Source organism: Lysinibacillus sp. FSL K6-4013, assembly GCF_038630435.1.
Classification (GTDB): Bacteria; Bacillota; Bacilli; order Bacillales_A; family Planococcaceae; genus Lysinibacillus; species Lysinibacillus boronitolerans.
Genome location: NZ_CP152031.1, coordinates 904756 through 925993, shown reverse-complemented (window position 1 = coordinate 925993; position 21238 = coordinate 904756). Strand labels below are relative to the sequence as shown.

Sequence of the window (21238 nt, the reverse complement as noted above, 5' to 3'; positions counted from 1 at the left end):
CCATGACAACCAATTCAATTATCCGCTTTGAAAATGTTTCAAAGTCATATAGTGACGGTACCGTCGTTTTAAAAAATATCAATTTGGAGCTTGAAAAAGGGAAATTTTACACACTCCTAGGTCCATCAGGTTGTGGTAAAACAACCATTTTACGAATTATCGCAGGATTTACCGAACCTACAACAGGAAATGTATTTTTCCATGATAAAAAGATTAATGCAGTTCCTGCCAATGAACGTCAAGTTAATACTGTTTTTCAGGATTATGCGCTATTCCCTCATTTAAATGTTTTTGAAAATGTCGCATTTGGCCTCCGCATTAAAAAGCTTCCTGAAAAGGACATAAAAGAACGTGTGGCTGAAGCCTTAAAGTTTGTCAATTTGGCAGGCTATGGTAACCGCGAAATATCTGAAATGTCTGGAGGACAACGACAACGTGTCGCGATTGCGCGTGCCATTGTCAATGATCCTGAAGTGATTTTACTGGATGAGCCACTTTCAGCTTTAGACTTAAAGCTACGTACAGAAATGCAATATGAGCTACGTGAATTACAGCAACGTCTTGGCAAAACATTTGTCTTTGTTACACATGATCAAGAAGAAGCACTTGCCATGAGTGACGAAATTTTTGTCTTAAGTGAAGGTCAAATTCAGCAATCAGGTACACCTGTGGATATTTATGATGAACCAATTAACCGCTTTGTTGCTGACTTTATTGGTGAATCCAATATTGTACCTGGTGTGATGATTGAGGACTTTAAGGTTGCATTTGCTGGCAAAGTTTTTGAATGTGTCGATCAAGGAATGAAGCCAAATGAAAAAATAGATATTGTTATTCGACCTGAAGATTTAGAAATGACAACAATTGATAAAGGCAAACTTGTAGTAAAAGTGGATACACAATTATTTCGAGGGGTACATTATGAATTATCCACATACGATAAAGATGGTAATGAGTGGCTAGTCCATTCATTAAAGAAAGCAGAAGTAGGGACAGAAATTGGCTTAGACTTTGATCCTGAGGCGATTCATGTAATGCGCTTAAATGAAACAGAGGAAGAGTTTGATAAACGATTAGAATCATATGGAGACGATGAAGATGCAAACTAAAACATCGAAATCAGCGTTATTTCCATATGTGTTATGGATTGCCTTTTTCGTTATCGCGCCAATTGCACTTGTTGTTTATTATTCCCTACTCGATTTACATGGCAACTTTACGCTCGATAACTATAAAGCGTTCTTTTCTTCAGTTTACTTAAAGATGACATTGAGCTCATTTTGGTATGCATTTTTAATTACACTCTTTACACTATTAATTTCATATCCAACTGCTTATTTTTTAACGAAGACAAAGCATAAACAACTTTGGCTTCTACTTATTATTATTCCATCATGGATTAATCTTTTGTTAAAAACATATGCCTTTATCGGCATCTTTGGGTTATACGGACCTATTAATGCATTTATCGAAGTATTTGGCTTCGATCCAAAGCAAATGCTCTTTACTGATATTAGCTTTGTCTTTGTGTCAGTCTATATTTTTATTCCATTTATGATTTTACCGATCTTCAATTCTTTAGATCGTTTAAACCCAACGCTCATTTATGCAGCACGTGATTTAGGTGCTTCGGCTTTTACTACCTTCCGTCGTGTTGTTTTACCATTGACAATGGATGGCGTTAAATCTGGTATTCAAGTCGTCTTTATTCCTGCTCTATCCCTGTTCATGATTACTCGCTTAATTGCTGGGAACCGTGTCATTACTCTAGGTACAGCGATTGAACAGCAATTCCTTGTGACACAAAACTGGGGTATGGGTTCCACTATTGCTGTATTCTTAATTTTATTTATGGTGATTATTATGCTAGTTACGGGGCAAAAGGATAAAGGAGGTCGCGTACGATGAACAAACTATCTGCATCAGCCAAAGTCTATTTAACAATTGTTTTTATCGTTCTCTATGCTCCGATCTTCTATTTAATCTTTTACTCATTCAATAGTGGCGGTTCCATGAATAATTTTAAATCCTTTACTTTGGAGCATTATCAGGCGGTTTTTGAAGATTCACGTCTTCTTGTTATATTAATAAATACGGTTATCGTGGCACTTCTTTCCGCTCTCATTTCCACTATTATTGGTACCCTAGGAGCTATTGGAATTGTGACGGTTAAGGATTCAAAAATGCGTAATACTTTATTATCCTTAAACAATGTCTTAATCGTCAGCCCAGACGTTATTATCGGGGCTAGCTTTTTAATTTTATTTACACTGGTAGGTATTAAACTGGGCTTTGCATCTGTTTTATTAGCGCATGTTGCATTTAGTGTACCGATTGTTGTATTAATGGTTTTACCAAAGCTACTAGAAATGAATAACTCATTAATCGATGCAGCATTAGATTTAGGGGCAACGAAAAAGGACGTTATGATGCGTGTCATTCTTCCTTATATTCAACCAGGGATTTTTGCAGGCTTCTTCCTTGCCCTTACGTATTCATTAGATGATTTTGCCGTGACATTCTTTGTAACAGGTAATGGCTTTAGTACTTTATCAGTAGAAATTTATTCAATGGCCCGCGCAGGAATTTCTCTAACGGTGAATGCGATTTCTGGTTTAGTATTCTTTGTTACGGTTTTAGTTGTTGTTGGTTATTATTTCATTACAAGTCGTACGAATAAAAAAATGGAGGGGCAACGATGAAGTCACTAATTCAAGCAACCATCGCCATCCTTGTCGTTTCAGCCCTTCTATTCTATGCGGCTGATGCCTTAAGTGCAGGTGGCGGTAAAAGTGGAAAAGATACGTTAACCATCTTTAACTGGGGAGAATATATTGATCCTGATTTGTTAAAAGAATTTGAAAAAGAAACAGGCATTCATGTCATTTATGAAACATTCGATTCCAATGAAGCTATGATGACAAAGATTCAACAAGGCGGAACAGCTTATGATATTGCTGTCCCTTCTGAGTATATGATCGAAAAAATGAAGGAAGAAAATTTATTGATTCCTTTAGATAAAACGAAAATCCCTAATTTAAAAAATATTGATCCTTACTTTTTAGATTTACCATTCGATGATAACAATAAATACTCTGTCCCTTATTTTTGGGGAACTGTCGGTATAGTCTATAATCCAAGCCTAGTTGGTGACTTAGACTTCTCTTCTTGGGACGATTTATGGGACCCTTCTTTAAAACGAAAAGTCTTTTTAGTAGATGGTGCTCGTGAAGTCATTGGCATGGGCTTAAACAGTCTTGGCTATTCTCTAAATTCACTAGATGATCAGGAACTTCGCAAAGCTACTGACAAGTTAATCACACTTGCACCAAATGTAAAAGCGATCATTGGAGATGAAATTACACCGTTAATGATCAATAATGAGGCAACAGTTGCCCTTACTTGGTCTGGTCAAGCTGCTGACATGATGTATGAAAATGAAGAGCTAGACTTTGCTGTACCTGAGGAAGGCTCAAACTTATGGTTTGATAATATGGTCATCCCAAAAACATCAAAAAATATTGATGGTGCCCATGCCTTTATCAACTTCATGCTAAGTGCTGAATCTGGTGCTCAAAATGCCGATTTTGTAGGCTACTCAACACCTAATATTGCAGCTATGGACTTAATGGACGAAGAAGTTGTTTCTGACGAACGTTACTATCCTTCTGAAGAACAACGTGACACATTAGAGGTCTACAAAAATTTAGGACCTGATTATTTAGGGAAATACAATGAATTATTCTTAGAATTTAAAATGAGTATTCGATAATTCAGCTAGCGAATTGGTTTCACACCAATTCGCTAGTTTTTTCTCTGCTTATCTAACTTTCTATTAAATTAAGAACATTATCCATCAACTATTTGTATTATTATATTTAGAAAATAATTTAACTAGAATTTGAAGATTCCCCACATCTTCTGTTATGAAAAAACCTCGCATATAGATACTTGTCACCTATCCTGCACAAATTATTTTATCAATAAGCAAGCCATAAAAATGTACTTTTAGTATTACATAACCTTCACTCATTACTTCTGAACATAGTTAAACTTTATGCCATTACAGACAAACCCACAAATTTCACAAGCGAAGTCCATCCACTTTTATTACAAAAATGGATTATTTTACAATTCATAAGTGCCCCGACGAAAACTTTTGTGGAAAACCATTCTAAATATAGAACCAGTACTATAATCTTAACTATTAGCCAAGCAATAATTCTTTATGATAGACTGTACTATATTTGATTACAAAAAGGGGGTTCATTCGATGACCCAGCAGAAGTCCAATAAGGCGGCTTTGTATATTTTAATGTTTAATATGTTTATCGCAATGGGGAGTATCGGCATAATTATTCCTGTCATGCCAGAGTATTTAAAAATATTTGGTGCAGCAGGACAAGTTCTAGGTATGCTAATTGCAACGTTCGCCTTAGCTCAATTCGTATTTTCTCCAATTGCTGGGAATCTTTCAGATCAGTACGGTCGAAAAAATTTAATTATTTTCGGTCTTATCGTAACAGGTCTTGCTCAAATCGGTTTCGGCCTTGCTACAGATGTATGGATGCTCTTTTTAGCACGCTTTTTAGGTGGTCTAGGTTCCGCATTTGTTGCACCTCCTATTATGGCTTTTGTTGCTGACGTCACAACCTATGAAGAACGTGGGAAAGGTATGGGGATGTTGGGTGCCGCTATGTCTCTTGGCTTTATGATTGGGCCAGGAATCGGTGGTTTCTTAGCAAAGGTAAGCTTACATTTTCCATTTTTCACCGCTGGAGCTGCAGCCATCCTAGCTTCTATTTTATCTTATTTCTTATTACCATCTACCAAACCAAACACTGCTCAAAAGAAACAAAAGCAAGACAATCTGGCGAAGCAAATGGCTCGTTCCATACATATGCCTTATTTTGTAATGCTTATTATTATGCTGGTGTTCTCATTCGGAATTGCAAATTTCCAAACGACATTATCATTATTTGTGACAGAAAAGTTTAATTACACACCTGTGGATATAGCAATTATATTAGTTGTTGGTGGTGCTTTTGGAGTAGTAGTACAAATGTTTATCATTACACCGCTGTTCAATCGCTTCGGTGAAATGAAAGTAGTACTTGTCAATTTATTTATTGCAGCTGTTGCTATTTTCTTAATATTATTTGTTTCTGGCTTTGCCCTTATATTAGTTGTAGCAACGATTTTCTCTACAGCAACGACATTAATTCGTCCAGCTGTTAATACACTTATCTCAAAGCTTGCAGAGAAAGAGCAAGGATTTGCTGCGGGCTTGAATAATGCCTATATGAGCCTTGGGAATATGATTGGACCTGCTTTAGCTGGTCTATTATTTGACTGGAATATGAATAGCCCCTATATTTTCGGATCTATCATATTATTAGCCTGCTTCTTCCTTGCGCTCATCTGGACATTGAAAAAAGCACCTCATTTAATGCATCCCGATACAAAATAGTCTGAAAAATCATTGACTATTTTTAGCAGTATGTTACATTATTGTTGATTCACAAAATTGAATGATTTTAACCACTAGGGGAGTCTTTAAAAGGCTGAGACGTATATGGTAATATACGGACCCTTTGAACCTGATCTAGTTCATATTAGCGGAGGGAAGTGGCGCTACTTGCTATTGTCACTATATACAGGCAAGGCCGCTTCCTATTGTGTTTCAAGGAGGCGGCCTTTTTATTTTTCCTCACGAACTTTATCAAAAGGAGTGAACCTTATGTCAATTCGTAAATTAACAGTTATGGCTTTATTAGTAGCCATTGCTGTTGCAGGGTCTACTTTCGTATCCATCCCAACAGGAATCGCACGTGCGTACCCAGTTCAGCATGCTATTAATGTGATAGGAGCCATTATACTTGGACCCGTACCAACAGTTATTGTTGCCTTTGTCACGGCTATCATTCGAATCCTTACCGGGACAGGCTCTCTATTAGCTATCCCTGGAAGTGTCATTGGCGCATTCTGTGCTGCTCTTGCCTATAAGTATAGCAGTAAAATGTGGTTAGCAAGTATCGGAGAAGTTGTAGGCACTGGCATTCTTGCTTCACTTATTGCCGTCCCTTATGCAAAATTATTCATGGGCACATCTGTAGCAGCTCTCTTCTTCCTACCAGCCTTTTTAACATCAAGTATAATCGGCGCCATTTTAGGTGTTATGGTTGCTAGCAGCTTGTGTAAAACGGAGCTAGTAAAGAGGTTTAATTCTTCTCTTTATTGAGAGGGGAGAATAGGAGCATTCTTTGAAATAGAGGTAGTCCAAATTAAAGCGTCTCTCTTCGCTTTATGAGCGGCTGTGTCCCAACTTGGAGGGTCTTTCTTCCTTTATGAGCGGCAATGGCTCTTCTTAGAGCGCCTTTCTTCTCCTTATGAGCAAAGAGCCCACTTGCCGCTCTCTACAAAGGGAGCAACTCTCTATTCAAACAATACAAAAAAAGCAGTGCAAACCTATTAAAGTTTGCACTGCCTCCGCCATTTTAAGATCGCTTTTTCATGCCTTTTAATAACTGTGCTACATTTGTATTCTCTGCCTGTACAGGTTTTTCCTCAACCAGCGGCTCTTTCTTCTTCGCGTTCGTTAGGAAATTCCAACCAAAACGTCTTATGGTAATATCAATAAAGAATAGGAGCATACTCGCTAAGAGCAGCCATGTGGCAATATTTTGCCGATCTGCTCCTTTTGTCGTAAAGTCACGGAAGACATCTTGTGGTTCCTTTAAAACAGTGCCTCCTGTTTGTTGAGTCAACTCTTCTATCAGTTGATTATTTACAGGGAGTAGTTCGTATTCAGCACTATAAGGAACACTTAGACCTGCCTGGTAAATGGCCTGCTTTTCATCTGCTACACGGAAGAAAATTAATCCAGGTTCAGCTTGTACTACAGCTCGAACTTGGGATGCGGAAATGGTTTCAAGTTGTGTTTCTAGCTCCTCCCCTGCTTCATTTACAGCTACAATATCTAAAAATGCAGCTTCATTTGTAGGGTCTGTAATCATAAAGGAACCATCTGCTTCCAATCTTACATCATAGGCTACATCATTGTAGCTTGGTAGCATTTGAGAAATAAGTGTTTGCCAAAATGCTCCCCAATCCTGCCATCTTGCCCAATCTCCTGTCCATTTACCCGTTGAATCAGATGTAAAGGCAAATGTTTTACCAAGACCATATTGCCACTGGGCTAACACAGGATCTTCCTTCTCGCTTTCTGCCACAACAGTAGCCCCCTGTTTTGCCGTTGTGCCAATGTATGCATTCATTTGTGGGACACCATTAGCAAACAGTGAATTCCATCCTGCTGCATTATAAATTGCCGGATAGAATGGATTGTCCTCAATATACGTTCGGGAAATCATAGCTGTTTCACGAGATAAAATAGAAGGAATGGTTTGCTCATCTATCACATCATAGAAACGTCCACTGCCCATGTCACTAAGCGCTTCTAATAAGTTCGCATCGGCATCTTGTCCAATCGCTACTGTCGATAAGGTTATACCCTCTTCTTTTCCTTCACCAATTAAATCCTCATAGTTCCCTGCCTGTGATTGCCCATCTGTTAAGAGAATAATATGCTTACGTTGGAGCTTTAAATCAGCAAGGTTCTCGTAGGCTTTAGCTAGTGAACTATAGATTTCTGTTCCACCACCAGGTGTTACTGATAAAATAGTATCCACAGCCTCTTCTTTACTGCTAAGAGGCCCTGTCTCTATAATCTCCCAAGGACGATCATCAAAGGCGATGAATCCTAATGTATCCTCGTCTCGCAACATCTCAACAGAACGTGCCGCTGCTTCCTTAGCAAGCTCAAGCTTCGAGCCTTGCATACTGCCAGAACGGTCAAGTACAATCACTAATCCTAAGGAAGGTAATTGCTCTTTGCCCTTAATTTCCATTTCCACTGGCAATAAGGTTTCAATCGGTGTTTTAAAATAGCCGCCTAGACCAAAACTATTTTCTCCACCCACCATTGTAAAACCAACCCCAAAGTTTTTGACTGCTTGCTCAATAACACTCATTTTTGCTTCACCCACTAAATGACCTGGCACATTGTCGAAAATAATAGCATTATATTGCAAATAGCTGGATAATTCATTTGGTAGACTGTCGGGCGCTACAACATCATAGGCAATCGATTGACTACCAAGTGCTGCTCCGATTGGTGAAGCTGTTTCATAACCATTCACGATTAATAAATGTGGTTCACTTTGAACCATTGTGACACTCGTTAGCTTATTGTTTTCAAAAATAGCATCCTGACCAACTTGAACAACGGCTTCATATTTTACAAGCCCTTCAGCTGTTGCTGCATGTTTATAGGTAAACACATTCGTGCCTTCAGTCAGCTCAATGGCCTCTCGATGAATAAGCTCATCATTTTCATATAGTAAAAGCTCACCTTGGGCCGCTGATGTTGCATGTATGTCTGTCACTAATTGTTGCTGCTCTCCAACATAAGCAACCTGAGGGGATACAAAGCTTTTTAATGACACATCGTTGACAACTGGCTGACTAAAAGTCTTAACATCCACACTAATATTGGAGCCTTTCAACTTCGAAGCAAATTCTAAAGCATCTCCCTTTGTCTCATTACCATCTGTTAATAGCACAAGACGAGTTGCCTTTTTAGGATCTATAATACCTGTGGCAAGCTGTAGACTTTGTTCTATATTCGTTTGATCGGTAGCTTTGATTTCAGTCAGTTTTGGTACTTCCTTTAAGGTTTTAGACAAAATGGCTTCTGTTTGTAAAGTGGAGGAAAATGAATAAATGCCCGCAAGCTGTGGTTCTTTTTTTGATTGTAGGCTTTCCTGAATAAACTGAACCATCTCATCTTCCGTACCATTCATAGATGCAGAACGGTCTACTAAATAAACAATTTGTTCTTCTTTTATTGGTAATAATAGATACGGTCCTGCAAGTGCAAAAACTAAACAGCCTGCTGCCACTATGCGAATAGTAAGTACAACAATATGACTTCTTTTGAGTCGCTGCCGCTCATGAAAGTATGTCCATCCAAAATACAAGAATAATGGAAGGAGTAACAACAATACTAACGGCATATCAATTCGTAAATCCACGACGTCGTTGCACCTCCCACTCTGAAACAAGCAATAGTAAAATAATGACAATTAGCCAAGGTACGAAAGAGGTCATCGATACTTCTTCCTTCCCGTTGTCTGAGATATCACCTAATGTAAAGCTTGTTCCTTGTTCAATAACACGTTCTTGGGCTTGCAATTGGACAATCAATTGTTTTTCCTCATTATTTGAACGTACCATATAAATGCCCGGCTCTTTTGGCGCAGTTAACATCCCCTTCGTAACAGACGAAAGAAACTCGTCTTCTTGCGAATAAACATTCCAGTCTCCTTGCGCTAAAGCTACTGCACGCTGTTCATTGGGTGAAAAAATCCCAAGTGAACCAACTGATTCTGTTAGCTGCTGCTCAGTACTCCATAGAAATAGTGGAAATGATGGATGTAAGGGCCAGTCAGTATCGGCAATATCCGCTAAAATAACAATATCTCCTTTAGGGGAGCGTTGTATGAACGGCTCTTCTCCAACAGAAGCAATCGTTTCATAGTCCGCAAAGCCAGGATAAATAGCACTAACATAAACATCCTTTAGTTCACTAAAAGCAAACAATGCATCACTCCTAGTGCTTACCGTCCCACTTGCTTTTATTTTCTCTGCATCATCACGACCAAATAATACAAGCGGTTTATCCATCTTTTCTAATAAGGCTGTTTGATTTGTGATTACTGTAGCATCTTGATTGTCAGCTACTTGCGATGAAGGAACGATTTTCACACCACTACTAACCGTTTGAAAACCTTTTTGTATCAGTTGATGCATGCTTTGATCCACAACAATTTTTGAAGAAGTCGTTTGTAGTAAAACAGTTTGTTGATTATCTACAGCATAATCATCTTTTGCATCGATAGTAGCTGTCATCGATTTTGCAATAGGCAAATCTTTGAATGTTTTCGTAATGGCTTCATTTGGAGGCACAACGACACTTTCTGCTACCAGCTCCTCACCCTTTGCATTTTTCAATGCGAGTGTTATCTTTTGCTCGGTATTTGTATCATTATGAAGTTGGATAAGCGCCAGCGTAACTTGTCCATCTGTCGTAGCAGCAAAGCGTGTAATTGCAATATTTGTTAAGTCTTTAGTAGCGCCTCTTACTAGCCATTTAACAGAATCCTTGTCCATCGGTAATTGCTTTTTATCAAGTGTATCTGTAAAAACATAGATAGAAGTTGGTGTATCGCCCACAAATGCCTGTGCTACATCCAGTGCCTTATTCATTTCAGCAGTTTCATAGGTTACTTGTAAATCTTGAATAGCTTTTTTTATTTCATTTGTGTTTGTTTCTTGCTGTAAAACAGCTTTTGGGGCTGCGCCAGTTGTAATTAATGTGACAGGTCGACCATTCAATTCATCCATCAAGTTCAGCATTTCCTGTTTATGAGCGTCAAAGGTTGATTGCTCTTTGCCTGCCAGCATTGTGGCTGAAGTATCTACAATAAATATAGTTTGTGCACCAACAATGGTTGATTTTTTTATATAAGGATTCATCAATGCCAAAACAAGTAGCAGTAAAGCAAGAAGCTGTAAATATAGTAGGGCATTTTTTTGTAAATGCTTTAAATAAGGCGATACACGCGTTTCCTGCATAATCTCCGACCAAAAAAGTGTCGAAGAAACAGTTTGATCTGTATATTTTTTTCGAAAAAAATAATAAAGTAGGACAATGACCGGGATGATGGCCGTCCAGCTAAATATAATTTGACTAAAGCCCAATACGGCTCACCTCACCTAATCCAATGTGCTTTTAATAATTGCTGGAAAATCGCATATTGTAAGCCATCTTCCACTTTCAATTGTAATTGTCGAACACCAAAGCGACGGCAAATGGCTTCAAATTCTTCTTCATGTAGTATACGTCTTGCATGGTAGGACTCCAGTACTCTAGAGGACATCGTCACATTCACATCATTACCTGTTTCACGATCAAGGAGACGTACATCACCCGAGTAATTTGGTGACAGTTCTTCTTGCGTTACAATTTGCAAAATGCGAACATCTCCAGCGTAGCGTGGTAGCCTTTTTAATAGCTGTTCCCATTCTTCAATTGGCTCTAATCCATCAGTAACGATGAATAATAAGGTACTATCTTTAGGCAAAGCTTTAAGTGCATCCTTGGCAAAACGATGAGAGTAATTAGCTTCCTCTATATCAGTTACTAGCTGTAAAAAAGCTCGGCGATACATGGTACCCTTCCGTCGAAATGGTGGCTTCACTTCATCTTGAACAATAGAAAAGGAAAGACGATCATCTCGACCTAATACCATTAGACCGAGGGAGGCCACAATTTGACGAGCAAATAGCCACTTAGCATGTTCTCCCATTGATTTGGTCGCATCTAGTAAAATATGTACACGCATCTCTTGCTCATCTAAAAACCTTTTAATAAAGTATTTATCTGTACGAGCAAAGACGTTCCAATCCACTTGGCGTACATCATCTCCTAAATGGTATTCTCGAAAATCTGAGAAATCGAGGGATGCCCCGAAGCGTTGAGAACGGTGCGAGCCCTTATGTTGCCCGCGTAGTTTGGAGGCCGTCGCTATTTGAAAGCGACTGATTTTCGCTAACCAGTCTTCGGGCAATAAGTATTTAGCTGTCACTTGCTAATACCTTGCTGAACCTTTTCTAAAATTACATCAATCACATCGTCTGCCGTTTTTCCTGAAGCCTCCCCTTCATAATTCAACAGCATTCGATGACGTAAAACAGGCTTAGCAACAGATTTAATATCCGCTACAGAAACATGAAAACGACCATTCATTAAAGCTCTTGCCTTTGCCAATTTGATTAAGCTCTGCAAACCACGTGGACCACTTCCATACATTGCATATTGTTTAACCTCATCAAGCGCATCTATTCTTTCAGGATGCGTAGCCACCACTAGATCCGTTGCATACTCCAGCATTTCATCAGCAACCATCACTTCTTTTACCATTTGCTGAGCTTCAATAAGAGCATCCGTATCCATTTGCTTCTGTAAACCAATTTCCTGGGCTCCTGTCGTTCGCTTCATAATTTCCATAAGTTCGCTTTTTTCAGGATAGGGTACAAGAATTTTACAAAGGAAACGGTCCATCTGCGCTTCTGGTAATGGGTATGTTCCTTCCATTTCAATAGGGTTTTGAGTGGCCAACACGAAAAATGGTTTCGCCATTTTTTTTGTATCCCCCAATATTGTTACCGTTTTTTCCCCCATTGCTTCCAACAAGGCACTTTGGGTTTTTGGTGTGGCGCGATTTATCTCATCAGCCAATACCATTTGGCTAAAGATTGGCCCAGGTTGAAACGTAAATTGCTGCTTCCCATCGGGTGTACGTTCAATCATGCTTGTTCCCGTTATATCTGCTGGCATAAGATCTGGTGTAAATTGAATACGTGAAAACGACAGATCCAGTACCTCTGAAATCGTACGAATCAACATCGTTTTTCCTAAACCAGGTAAACCTTCTAACAATGCATGACCATCCGCTAATACTGCATATAGGGTGTAATCAATTGCTTCTTCCTGTCCAACAATGAAGCGATGAATTTCTTCTTTAACTCGTTGTAATTTCGTACTCATATCTACATATTGTTGCTCTGTAAAGGCCATTTCTTTTCCTCCTACTGCGACTCAATTGACGTGAAATAAGATTGCACGACATTTTGTAAATCCTTCGGTAATTGTAAACGCTCTGAACTCTCTAAATAGCTGTCTTTGTATGATCCAATTACTTCTTCATAAGGTCGAATAGAACCTTTTGTGATCGGACCATTTCCTTGTTGCTCAGATACATGGGAACCATCTCCTAATGCGCCACCATCTACGGATGTCTCAGTTGACCCACCAATTCGATTTGGTGTCGTTAACAAATTCCGACCGCCTTGGCCACTTCCTGCTCCTTGACCACCTTGGCCTTGTCCCTGTCCCTGTCCTTGGCCTTGCCCCTGTCCTTGACCTTGACCCTGTCCTTGACCTTGGCCCTGTCCTTGGCCTTGACCCTGTCCTTGGCCTTGACCCTGTCCTGGACCTTTGCTCTGGCTATTACCATTTTGCTGTTGAGAACCACTTTGAGCATTATTTTGACTAGATTGGCCTTGTTGATTACTTGGTTGGGAATTACCAGATGACTGTTGACTATTTTGATTGTGGCTGCTTGCATTATTGGCACTCGCAATTGCATTTTGTAAGGAATTACTTGCTGGTTTACCAAGTTTACTCATAGCAGTTTGTGTGGCATTTGCATTTTCTGTAAGCCCTTGCTGCATTTGGGCAAGCTCTTTTAGCTGCTCAACCTCTTCCTTCGATAATCCTTGGCCTTCTGTTGTGCCATCTTGACTAGCCGATTGTTTATCCTTTAATTGCTGCTCCTTTAATGCTAGCTCCTTTTGTTTTTTGACAACTTCTCGTAAAGCTTCTTCTGCTGTTTCAGCTTCTTTTAAAGTATTTTGAAGTTCTTGCAATTGCTCTTTTACTTCTTTTGTTTCCGCCTTTTTCTCTAATTCAGCAACTTCCTTCTTTATATCTTGGATAACTGCCTGCTCCTTTTCAACCTCTATTGCTTCAATTTGCGTAGCTGCTGGGAACATGTAAAGAATGGCTAGTACAACTGTTGTAATAAACAATCCGATAAACGCCTTTGGACGAAATAGATTTTTCTTTCGAGCCTTAAAGTCTGCGAATGCTTTTTCAGCATTTTGCATTGCTTTCGATAATAATGATTGAACAAGAGGATCCTGATCATCTTTAAATGATAAAGCTGTCACTAATTCATTATGTGAGAAATAATGATCCAGTTTATGCAATGCCTCTCGCTCTTTGACCCTTTTCCACCACATATAAGCAATGGTTGCAATAATAACAGTAATAAAGGCTCCTAATGCTATTTGGCGATAATATGGCCAGACAAATAGTCGGGAAATAAGTACGAGAGAAGCACTCGAAAGCAATGCCAAAAACAAACCATATTGTGCAATGGGAATGCTTCTTTCAAGAGTTAATCTCGATTTTGCACGCTGAATATATTTTCGTAATTGCTTACGACGCTCCATACAAATTCCTCCTCATCGGTTACTTTTCATGTTGGCACGCAATTTTTTAATCGCAATCGTTAAACAAAGTACAATGATGAATACATAAGCAATTAAATAAGTAATCCATACAGGTAGTTCTACACCAGAAAGCTCTGCTAACGCATCCCCCATCTCTGGAGAAATAAGTGTCAGCATCAAGGCACCTGGATTAATTGACGCCCAGAAATAGGTCATAAAGGAGGCACCTGTTCCAATGGCGTTGCCCATTTGATGAAAGGCCATTGTTAAAAAGAAGAAGAATGCAGTAATACCTCCTAAGAAAATAATTGAGCCGTATGTGGCAATCATGGCAACAATGGTTCTCTTGGTAATCGTAGAAAACATCACGCCTATACTACCTATCGCTACTACAGTGACTAAATAAAATAAAAATATAGAAATAAGCTGTGAAGGCGACACACCACCAAACAGAAACACTAGGCTATATAGTGGTAAGCCTGCTACCAGCATCAATACTAGAAATGCTACGGAAGATAGTAATTTTCCAATAACTATTTGTGTAGAACTTTGTGTTGTTGTTAATAAAATATTTAATGTTTGCTTTTCGCGCTCACTACTGATAGCACCTGCAGTTAAACTTGGTGTAATGAAAAGAACTAATGCCATTTGTAAAATGGTAAGCACAGCAAACATCATAAAGCTTGTCTCAGGTCTAAAGAAGCCTCTGCCAGTAAATTCAGTTGTAAGCAATAAAAAACCTGCAATGAAAATACAAAGTACAGCTAAATAAAACATTAAACCTGAAAAGCTTTTAAAAGAACGGAAGCGTAACTTCAATTCTTTAACAAATACTGGATTATAAAAGCGTTCCATCATTGATTGTCCGCTCCCTTCGTAATCGCCATAAAGACATCCTCTAAATCTTTCTCTTCTTCACTTAAAGCATAGATCGGTAAATCTGCAAGCATCGCCTTTTTCAGCAATGCCACCTGCTCTGCGTCTGTTCCTCGATAGTTAAAGGCTATTTCTAAACGATTGTCGATGACATCAATTGATGATATATGCGGATCTTCCTCTAAAAATGCTCGTACCTCGTCTAAACGATCTGTTATTTTAAGCACAATACGCTTTTCCCCTTGTAGTTGTGCTTGGATGGCAGCTACATTGCCATGTGCAATTAATTTACCATTATCTATAACACCGATTTCATCACACATTTCAGCCAACTCTGGCAAAATGTGTGACGATATTAAAATTGTTTTCCCCATGGACTTTAAATTTCGTAAAATATCTCGCATTTCCACACGAGCACGTGGATCTAGTCCTGATGCAGGCTCATCTAAAATCAGTACCTTTGGATCATGGATAAGTGCACGAGCTAAACATAAGCGTTGCTTCATCCCACGTGATAATAAATCAACATATTCATAGCGTTTATTTGTTAAATTTACGAGTTCTAATAGTTGTGGAATTAACACTTGGCGCTCTGCTAACTGAATACCGTAACTCGCTCCATAAAAATCTAAATATTCATCTACTTTTAGCTGATCGTATACACCAAAGAAATCGGGCATATAACCAATTTGCTTTCGAACTTCCTTTGGTTCCTTCACAACACTTTTGCCATTTATCAGAGCATCCCCAGAAGTCGGTGACAATAGTGTAGCTAAAATAGAGAATGTTGTTGATTTACCTGCTCCATTGGCGCCAACAAATCCAAATACAACGCCTTCTTCCAAAGATAAGTTTAAATGATCTAATGCTGTAAAGGAGCCATATCGTTTCGTTAAATCACGAATTTCAATCATTATTTTGCCACTCCTTTCAGCTCTATGTCTGGTAACTTTGTTTGTTCTCCTGATGGATCAGGACCATATTTGATTTCAATTCGAAGCTCTCCATCTTGATTAAAGTATGTTGAAACTTTGTCTGTAAACACTTGCTTTGTATCGACTAAAGGCTCATATATATTCGTTTCATTATTCCAAATGGATAGCTGCATACGTGAGACATCCTTATTAGAAATTGTGAGCTCATTAAGTGATTCAACGGCATCCATAAATTGATCCGGCATGGCCATCGTTACTTCGTACAACCCTTCAGATAGGTACCATTTATTCAATTCTTCCTCGATCTTTTCATAATACCCATTTGCTGATAGCGGCTCTACTGAATACGAGAAGTTATTACGCTTCATTGTAAATGGACCTGTTAGCTCAACTTTTCCTTTAAATGGTTGAACAAGCATCGTAATTGGTGACATATTAGCACTTGTTTCTAGTTCAACACCTACCACAGCTTGATCTGTCCAAGCTGTAAGTATTGGCTGGTTATCCTTTTCGACAAGCGGCAATGCTAATGTTTTCATTCTTTCAATACGCATTGGGTCTACCTCATCCTTTTTCGATGGGTAACTATAATTATAATTATTGAAGATAGATGGTTTTTGAAGAACCGTTGTTTTCAGTTCTTTATTTACCTGTAATGTTCCGTTTGCTTCAATATCACCCAGTTTCACTTCTTTCACACCGGAGATTAATGTGACATCTTTTAATGCAAATGGGAAATTATTTTTAACCGTTCCTGTTAGTTTTTCATTTTTCAGTGTAATATCAATATCCATCTTCCCAATATTTTGCGCTGATGTTTTTCCACCAAAGGATTGCACAGACCAGTAGCTTAAATCACGTAATGTTAGTGTTGAACCGCTAGCATTTTCTTTTATATAAGAAGATTCATGTAATGGTCCCATTGTGCCTGTGAAGTTATTATAATTTCTTAATGCAACGGCCGTTGTATTTTGGTCAGCATTGACCACAAAGTCCCCACTGCGATTCGTTAGAATGGACTCTACATAGTAGCCATTTACACTATTGTCTTCATTTACTTTATAGAATGCCGATTGTTGAACTTGTGGCTGAACAATACGATCCTTCGCTCCGACAATAAAGAGAACAATGGAAAGAACAACAGAGATAGATGGTATAATCCACCATGCATGCTCGCGCTTGTCCGCTTTTTTCAAGATAAAATAAAGGATTGGCCCGATAATTAAAATATAAAGAATAATGACAATTAGCATATAGCTCACTGATACTTCGAAGGATGGAAATAATTCGTTTATGTTACGAAGTTCATAAGATATTTGATCGAGAGGAGATTGTCCCTGTCTCATTATTCCTTGCTGTGAAATACTTTGAATATTTATCACTTTGGCTAAAAGTGCTCCGTAGCCGTCCATAGAAGCAAGTGGTTGATCACCTAAAGAGAAGGTAGTTTGAATCACTTCCCCGCTACCCACTTTTTTCTTTGCTGCTAACACTGTATTATTTTCTGTTAATACAGGTAAACTTCCTTCACTACTAGTAGCTGAGTAAACTGAAATCGGCTGTGTAAAAATGCCGCCTCCTGACATTTTAGTTAAAGCTTCTGCAGAAATCGCAGTCATTTCTTGTGATAATGACAAAGGTAAATACTCTTTAAAAATGCCTGCTGTAGCATTAATTTGGTCAGCAGCACCTAGAAGTAAGGTACCTCCATCTTGCACCCATTTTAATAATGCTTCTTGTTGCTTCTGAGTTAAATCAGCAATAGCCACTTCATCTACAACAATGACATTGGCCATTGCAAGTCCCTGCGAATCTTCTGGAAGTGTATAATCTTTTAATTGATTGATATTAAATACTTCCACATTGCTTTGAGCTACAAATGTTGATAAACGTAATAGTGCTGAAAGTCGATCACTTTTATCTGTTAGTGTATAAATGAATGTTGATGAGGGATCTAAAAAGTTTGATTGCAGACGTTTTGTTCCCTTATAGGCAATCTTTTTTCCTTTTTCAATGTTCCCCTCATAAAAGGCAAATAAATCTGTGTCCGAATAACTATAGTCAGCTAAACCATCAAGATAGAAAGTAAATGTCTTTTCCTCTCCTGCTGCTATATCAATTGGCACGACGAGTGCTGAAGCTGCCTCATAAGAATTTGATGAATTAATCGCCATATCTCCTGAGAAGTCAGCTCCATTATTTTTCACTGTAACTTGTAGTGGTACTACTGATTGATATTTCGCTTTACCAGAAATACCTGCTGTTGCTTTCACCTCTAGCGTAGCAGCCGCACTCGCCTCTGTTGCAGGCAAGATAAAGCTCATTACAAGCATGACTAGTAAGGTCAGTGCCGTCCATTTTGTCTTTTTCAAAAGCTCAACCCCTTTTTATGTAAATAGATGGTTACATAATTATACGATTTAGATTGCATTTTGTTCCATTTCTTATGATATCTTCATGAATATTCATAAACTCTTAAGATTTCTACAATGTCAAAAGGCAACTCCAAAACAACTTGGAGCTGCCTGATTTTCTATTTAGTATAGTCAAACAAACACCGCGCATGATCCTGCACCACTTCAACAAACGCCTCTACCTGCCTTAATTCAAAGGAAGATTCATAACCAATTAGCCAAGTATCGCGTGTAAGCCCAAATTCCTTTTCGTTATTTGTCAGAGGGATTTTGTGAATGGCATCGTGGTCATTTAACGTAATAGAAGGTAAGATTGCATAACCGATACCATTTAATGCCATTTGTTTACAAATTTCAATTTGATCCACTAAAATTTGTTTTCTTGGATTCGAGGCAAAATGCTGCTGCCACCATTGCTGAATTTCTTGATAATAGTTGGAATCACTTTTATATTGAATAAATGGACGGTCTGTCTTTAACACATCTTCAATTGTTTTAACCTCTTTGTCCACTAAATAAAGAGTATCTCTGAAAAGGTGGATCTTTTCTCCTTTCCAGTCAACTTGGCCTCGTACAATGCCTACATGGGCCTCGCCCTCGTAAAGAGCTTTCACAATTTCAGAACTCCAGCCTGTCATCAGTGATATTTTAGCTTCTGGATATTTTGACACAAACTCCTTCAGGATTTTTGGTAGCCAGTTCTGACCAACAATGGATGCACAAGCAATTTTCAATGTCCCGTTTACCTTTGTCGTTAAGGATTGAATGGTTTCAAAAATTTCTTCCTTTTTAGTCAGCATTTCCTTTGCATAGGCTATCACCTGTTCGCCAGCAGGTGTTGCAGTTAGACCTTTCTGTGAGCGAATAAATAATTGTGCACCCCAGTCTTTCTCAATTGTTTGCAATCGTTGTGAAAGGGCTGGTTGGGATAAAAATAGACGTTCTGCTGCTTTTCGCATATTGCGTTCTTCAGCTAAGATCTTTAAAATTTCTGCCTCTGTTGCCATCAATCTGTAAAACCTCCAATACAAGCAAAGAGGGCCTCATGATTTTCATCTGAGTTCCCTCTTAAGCTACTACTCTTTTTGATAAATATATTTTTTCAATTGCTTTAAAATAACACGTCTTGTTAATATCCCTGCGAATGTACCATCTTCGTCCACTACACATAAAAAGGCGTGGTTAATGACTAAATCCAAAGCACGCTGGAAAGTATCCGTCAGCTTTAATACAGCGATCTCTTTTTCCATAATAGAGTCAACCTTAATATCAGGTAGCTTTTCATATTCAATATGCTCAAGTCCAAGAATCGATTCGGTAATCATTTTCATGCTAAGTAAACCTTGAAGTCGATATTTCAAATCTAATACAGGTATGGACGAGTACCCTGTACGTGTTAGTACAAGGAGTGCATGTTCTGCACTATTTCCACTTTGTACATGCGCAACTTTTTCAGAGGAAATGATAAAATCACTAATTGGCATTGCTAATAAGTCTTTGCTGTTAGTTGAAATCATGAACTTCTTCTCCTTTTCTGTCCTCACTGTGTAGAACAGTCCTTCCCTTTCATCATATCACAACTTTTCTATGTATGACCACGACAAGGCCAAGAAGAGTTTTTCATGAACAATGAATTATTTTAACCCTTACAGCAAAAACTTAGTATATCTTCATTCAGTCCAGTTTTTCGTGACTGAATGAAGATGGTTCCTATCTAATAGCCAGTCTTACTCCAGTAATAAAAAATCATGATCCCTAAAAAAAGCAAAAAAATTGCATAGACCCAAACAATTGGGTTCAACATCGTTGCATACTCTTCAACTGTTTCAGAAATCGGAGTATCATTTTCAGATTTCCGTTCAGAAGTCATTTTGGCTATTTTTAGCGTATAGACAAACGAAATAGCAGAAATGATTACAATGGCAATAATTGCTGGTATTAACCACATACCCATCGGCAAAACTCCTTTCTTTACCCTTAGTATGCGTCAACCCAGCTATTCGTTATGCAAACATTTTTAGAATGGATATTGATTGAGCCACTGCCCACCATCCAAAGTTACACATTCTCCATTCATATAACTTGCTTTGTTAGACATCATAAACGTAGCTAAATCAGCAATTTCTTCTGGTGTTCCTATACGGCCTAGTGGAACAGAATCTAGTGTACGAGCTGCCGCTGCTTCTGATTCCCAAAGCTTATCGGCTCCACCAGTACGCTCGATTGGACCTGGTGCAATAGCATTAACGCGAATTCCATACTGTTTCCCCCACTCAACAGCTAGCGTTCTCGTCAATGAAAGTACCCCTGCTTTTGCTGCAGCAGAATGGATCACACCTGCTCCTGCATTCCAAGCATACGTCGCTACCATATTTAATATAGACCCTTTAATCTTATGTTCAATCCAATACTTGCCTACTACTGAAGAACAATAGAATGTACCATTTAATACAATATCCACGACAGCCTTCCAGCCATTCGGGGATAAATCCTCTGCACGTACAATAAAGTTACCTGCTGCATTATTCACAAGCCCATCCACTTGACCAAATTTTTCAATAGCAAATGCGAGCATAGCCTCAGCATGCTCAGGTACACGTACATCCATTTGGAATGTCTCAATAGAGGGACCAGCCTCCGCTATAAATTTTTTTGCCTCTGCTAATCGTTCTTCGTTACGACCTGTTATAACAACATTAGCTCCCTCAGTCACGAATTGCTTTGCCATATACAGGCCCATGCCACTTGATCCACCCGTAATAATAATCGTTTTCCCTTGCAACATTCCATTTCCCCCTTTGTTAAAAATGAATGATGATTCACTAAAATTTTACTATATATTCTCGAATATGTCATATTAATTCTATAGAA

The 21238-nt window shown here is 38.6% G+C and carries 18 protein-coding genes and 1 riboswitch; of the genes, 6 read left to right on the top strand and 12 right to left on the bottom strand.

From position 1 onward, the window contains the following. The first annotated feature begins 2 nt into the window (after window positions 1-2). The 6 genes from MHB39_RS04340 (at window position 3) to thiW (ending at window position 6241) form a co-directional block, all read left to right on the top strand. The gene (locus tag MHB39_RS04340) at window positions 3-1109 is read left to right on the top strand and encodes an ABC transporter ATP-binding protein (RefSeq protein ID WP_036075738.1); all 1107 of its coding nucleotides are present in this window, start codon (window positions 3-5) and stop codon (window positions 1107-1109) included. Further along, complete coding sequence (locus MHB39_RS04335; RefSeq protein ID WP_016992850.1) at window positions 1099-1908, top strand: ABC transporter permease; 810 nt, start codon at window positions 1099-1101, stop codon at window positions 1906-1908. The genes MHB39_RS04340 and MHB39_RS04335 overlap by 11 nt, the downstream gene beginning before the upstream one ends. Continuing rightward, window positions 1905-2702, top strand: coding sequence for an ABC transporter permease (locus MHB39_RS04330; protein ID WP_342545919.1), 798 nt, complete (start codon window positions 1905-1907; stop codon window positions 2700-2702). Before MHB39_RS04335 ends, MHB39_RS04330 begins: the two co-directional genes overlap by 4 nt. Further along, on the top strand, window positions 2699-3772 hold the full coding sequence (locus MHB39_RS04325) for an ABC transporter substrate-binding protein (protein ID WP_342545918.1): 1074 nt from the start codon (window positions 2699-2701) through the stop codon (window positions 3770-3772). The genes MHB39_RS04330 and MHB39_RS04325 overlap by 4 nt, the downstream gene beginning before the upstream one ends. 501 nt (window positions 3773-4273) lie before the next feature. After that, window positions 4274-5470 carry an MFS transporter gene (locus MHB39_RS04320; RefSeq protein WP_342545917.1) on the top strand — a complete coding sequence of 399 codons (1197 nt, stop codon included), beginning with the start codon at window positions 4274-4276 and terminating at the stop codon, window positions 5468-5470. Between the two features lie 66 nt (window positions 5471-5536). After that, window positions 5537-5644, top strand: a riboswitch (TPP riboswitch). A gap of 96 nt (window positions 5645-5740) precedes the next feature. Continuing rightward, entirely contained in the window at window positions 5741-6241 is a 501-nt protein-coding gene (gene thiW, locus MHB39_RS04315; protein ID WP_342545916.1) for an energy coupling factor transporter S component ThiW, read from the top strand. A gap of 256 nt (window positions 6242-6497) precedes the next feature. On the opposite strand, the gene MHB39_RS04310 is transcribed toward thiW, so the two are convergent. From MHB39_RS04310 to fadH, 12 genes are all read right to left on the bottom strand, one after another. Next, window positions 6498-9095, bottom strand: a complete 2598-nt coding sequence (locus MHB39_RS04310) for a VWA domain-containing protein (RefSeq protein WP_342545915.1) — start codon at window positions 9093-9095, stop codon at window positions 6498-6500. Continuing rightward, entirely contained in the window at window positions 9079-10824 is a 1746-nt protein-coding gene (locus MHB39_RS04305) for a BatA and WFA domain-containing protein (protein WP_258860267.1), read from the bottom strand. The genes MHB39_RS04310 and MHB39_RS04305 overlap by 17 nt, the downstream gene beginning before the upstream one ends. Before the next feature lie 11 nt (window positions 10825-10835). Then, the gene (locus MHB39_RS04300; protein WP_342545914.1) at window positions 10836-11711 is read right to left on the bottom strand and encodes a DUF58 domain-containing protein; all 876 of its coding nucleotides are present in this window, start codon (window positions 11709-11711) and stop codon (window positions 10836-10838) included. Further along, window positions 11708-12703 (bottom strand): MoxR family ATPase, encoded by a 996-nt coding sequence (locus MHB39_RS04295; protein ID WP_258860268.1) that lies wholly within the window; start codon window positions 12701-12703, stop codon window positions 11708-11710. Before MHB39_RS04295 ends, MHB39_RS04300 begins: the two co-directional genes overlap by 4 nt. A gap of 11 nt (window positions 12704-12714) precedes the next feature. Beyond that, entirely contained in the window at window positions 12715-14142 is a 1428-nt protein-coding gene (locus tag MHB39_RS04290; RefSeq protein WP_312125526.1) for a hypothetical protein, read from the bottom strand. A 12-nt stretch (window positions 14143-14154) separates the two neighbouring features. After that, window positions 14155-15000, bottom strand: a complete 846-nt coding sequence (locus MHB39_RS04285) for an ABC transporter permease (RefSeq protein ID WP_036075746.1) — start codon at window positions 14998-15000, stop codon at window positions 14155-14157. After that, window positions 14997-15932, bottom strand: a complete 936-nt coding sequence (locus MHB39_RS04280) for an ABC transporter ATP-binding protein (protein ID WP_016992437.1) — start codon at window positions 15930-15932, stop codon at window positions 14997-14999. The genes MHB39_RS04285 and MHB39_RS04280 overlap by 4 nt, the downstream gene beginning before the upstream one ends. Continuing rightward, the gene (locus MHB39_RS04275; protein ID WP_036075747.1) at window positions 15932-18325 is read right to left on the bottom strand and encodes a hypothetical protein; all 2394 of its coding nucleotides are present in this window, start codon (window positions 18323-18325) and stop codon (window positions 15932-15934) included. The genes MHB39_RS04280 and MHB39_RS04275 overlap by 1 nt, the downstream gene beginning before the upstream one ends. 161 nt (window positions 18326-18486) lie before the next feature. Beyond that, entirely contained in the window at window positions 18487-19374 is an 888-nt protein-coding gene (locus MHB39_RS04270; protein ID WP_016992439.1) for a LysR family transcriptional regulator, read from the bottom strand. A gap of 69 nt (window positions 19375-19443) precedes the next feature. Then, window positions 19444-19884 carry a cyclic-di-AMP-binding protein CbpB gene (gene cbpB / locus MHB39_RS04265; RefSeq protein ID WP_004224640.1) on the bottom strand — a complete coding sequence of 147 codons (441 nt, stop codon included), beginning with the start codon at window positions 19882-19884 and terminating at the stop codon, window positions 19444-19446. A gap of 197 nt (window positions 19885-20081) precedes the next feature. Continuing rightward, entirely contained in the window at window positions 20082-20321 is a 240-nt protein-coding gene (locus tag MHB39_RS04260; protein ID WP_036075750.1) for a hypothetical protein, read from the bottom strand. Between the two features lie 63 nt (window positions 20322-20384). Beyond that, window positions 20385-21152, bottom strand: a complete 768-nt coding sequence (gene fadH, locus MHB39_RS04255; protein WP_036075751.1) for a 2,4-dienoyl-CoA reductase — start codon at window positions 21150-21152, stop codon at window positions 20385-20387. Window positions 21153-21238: the final 86 nt, after the last annotated feature.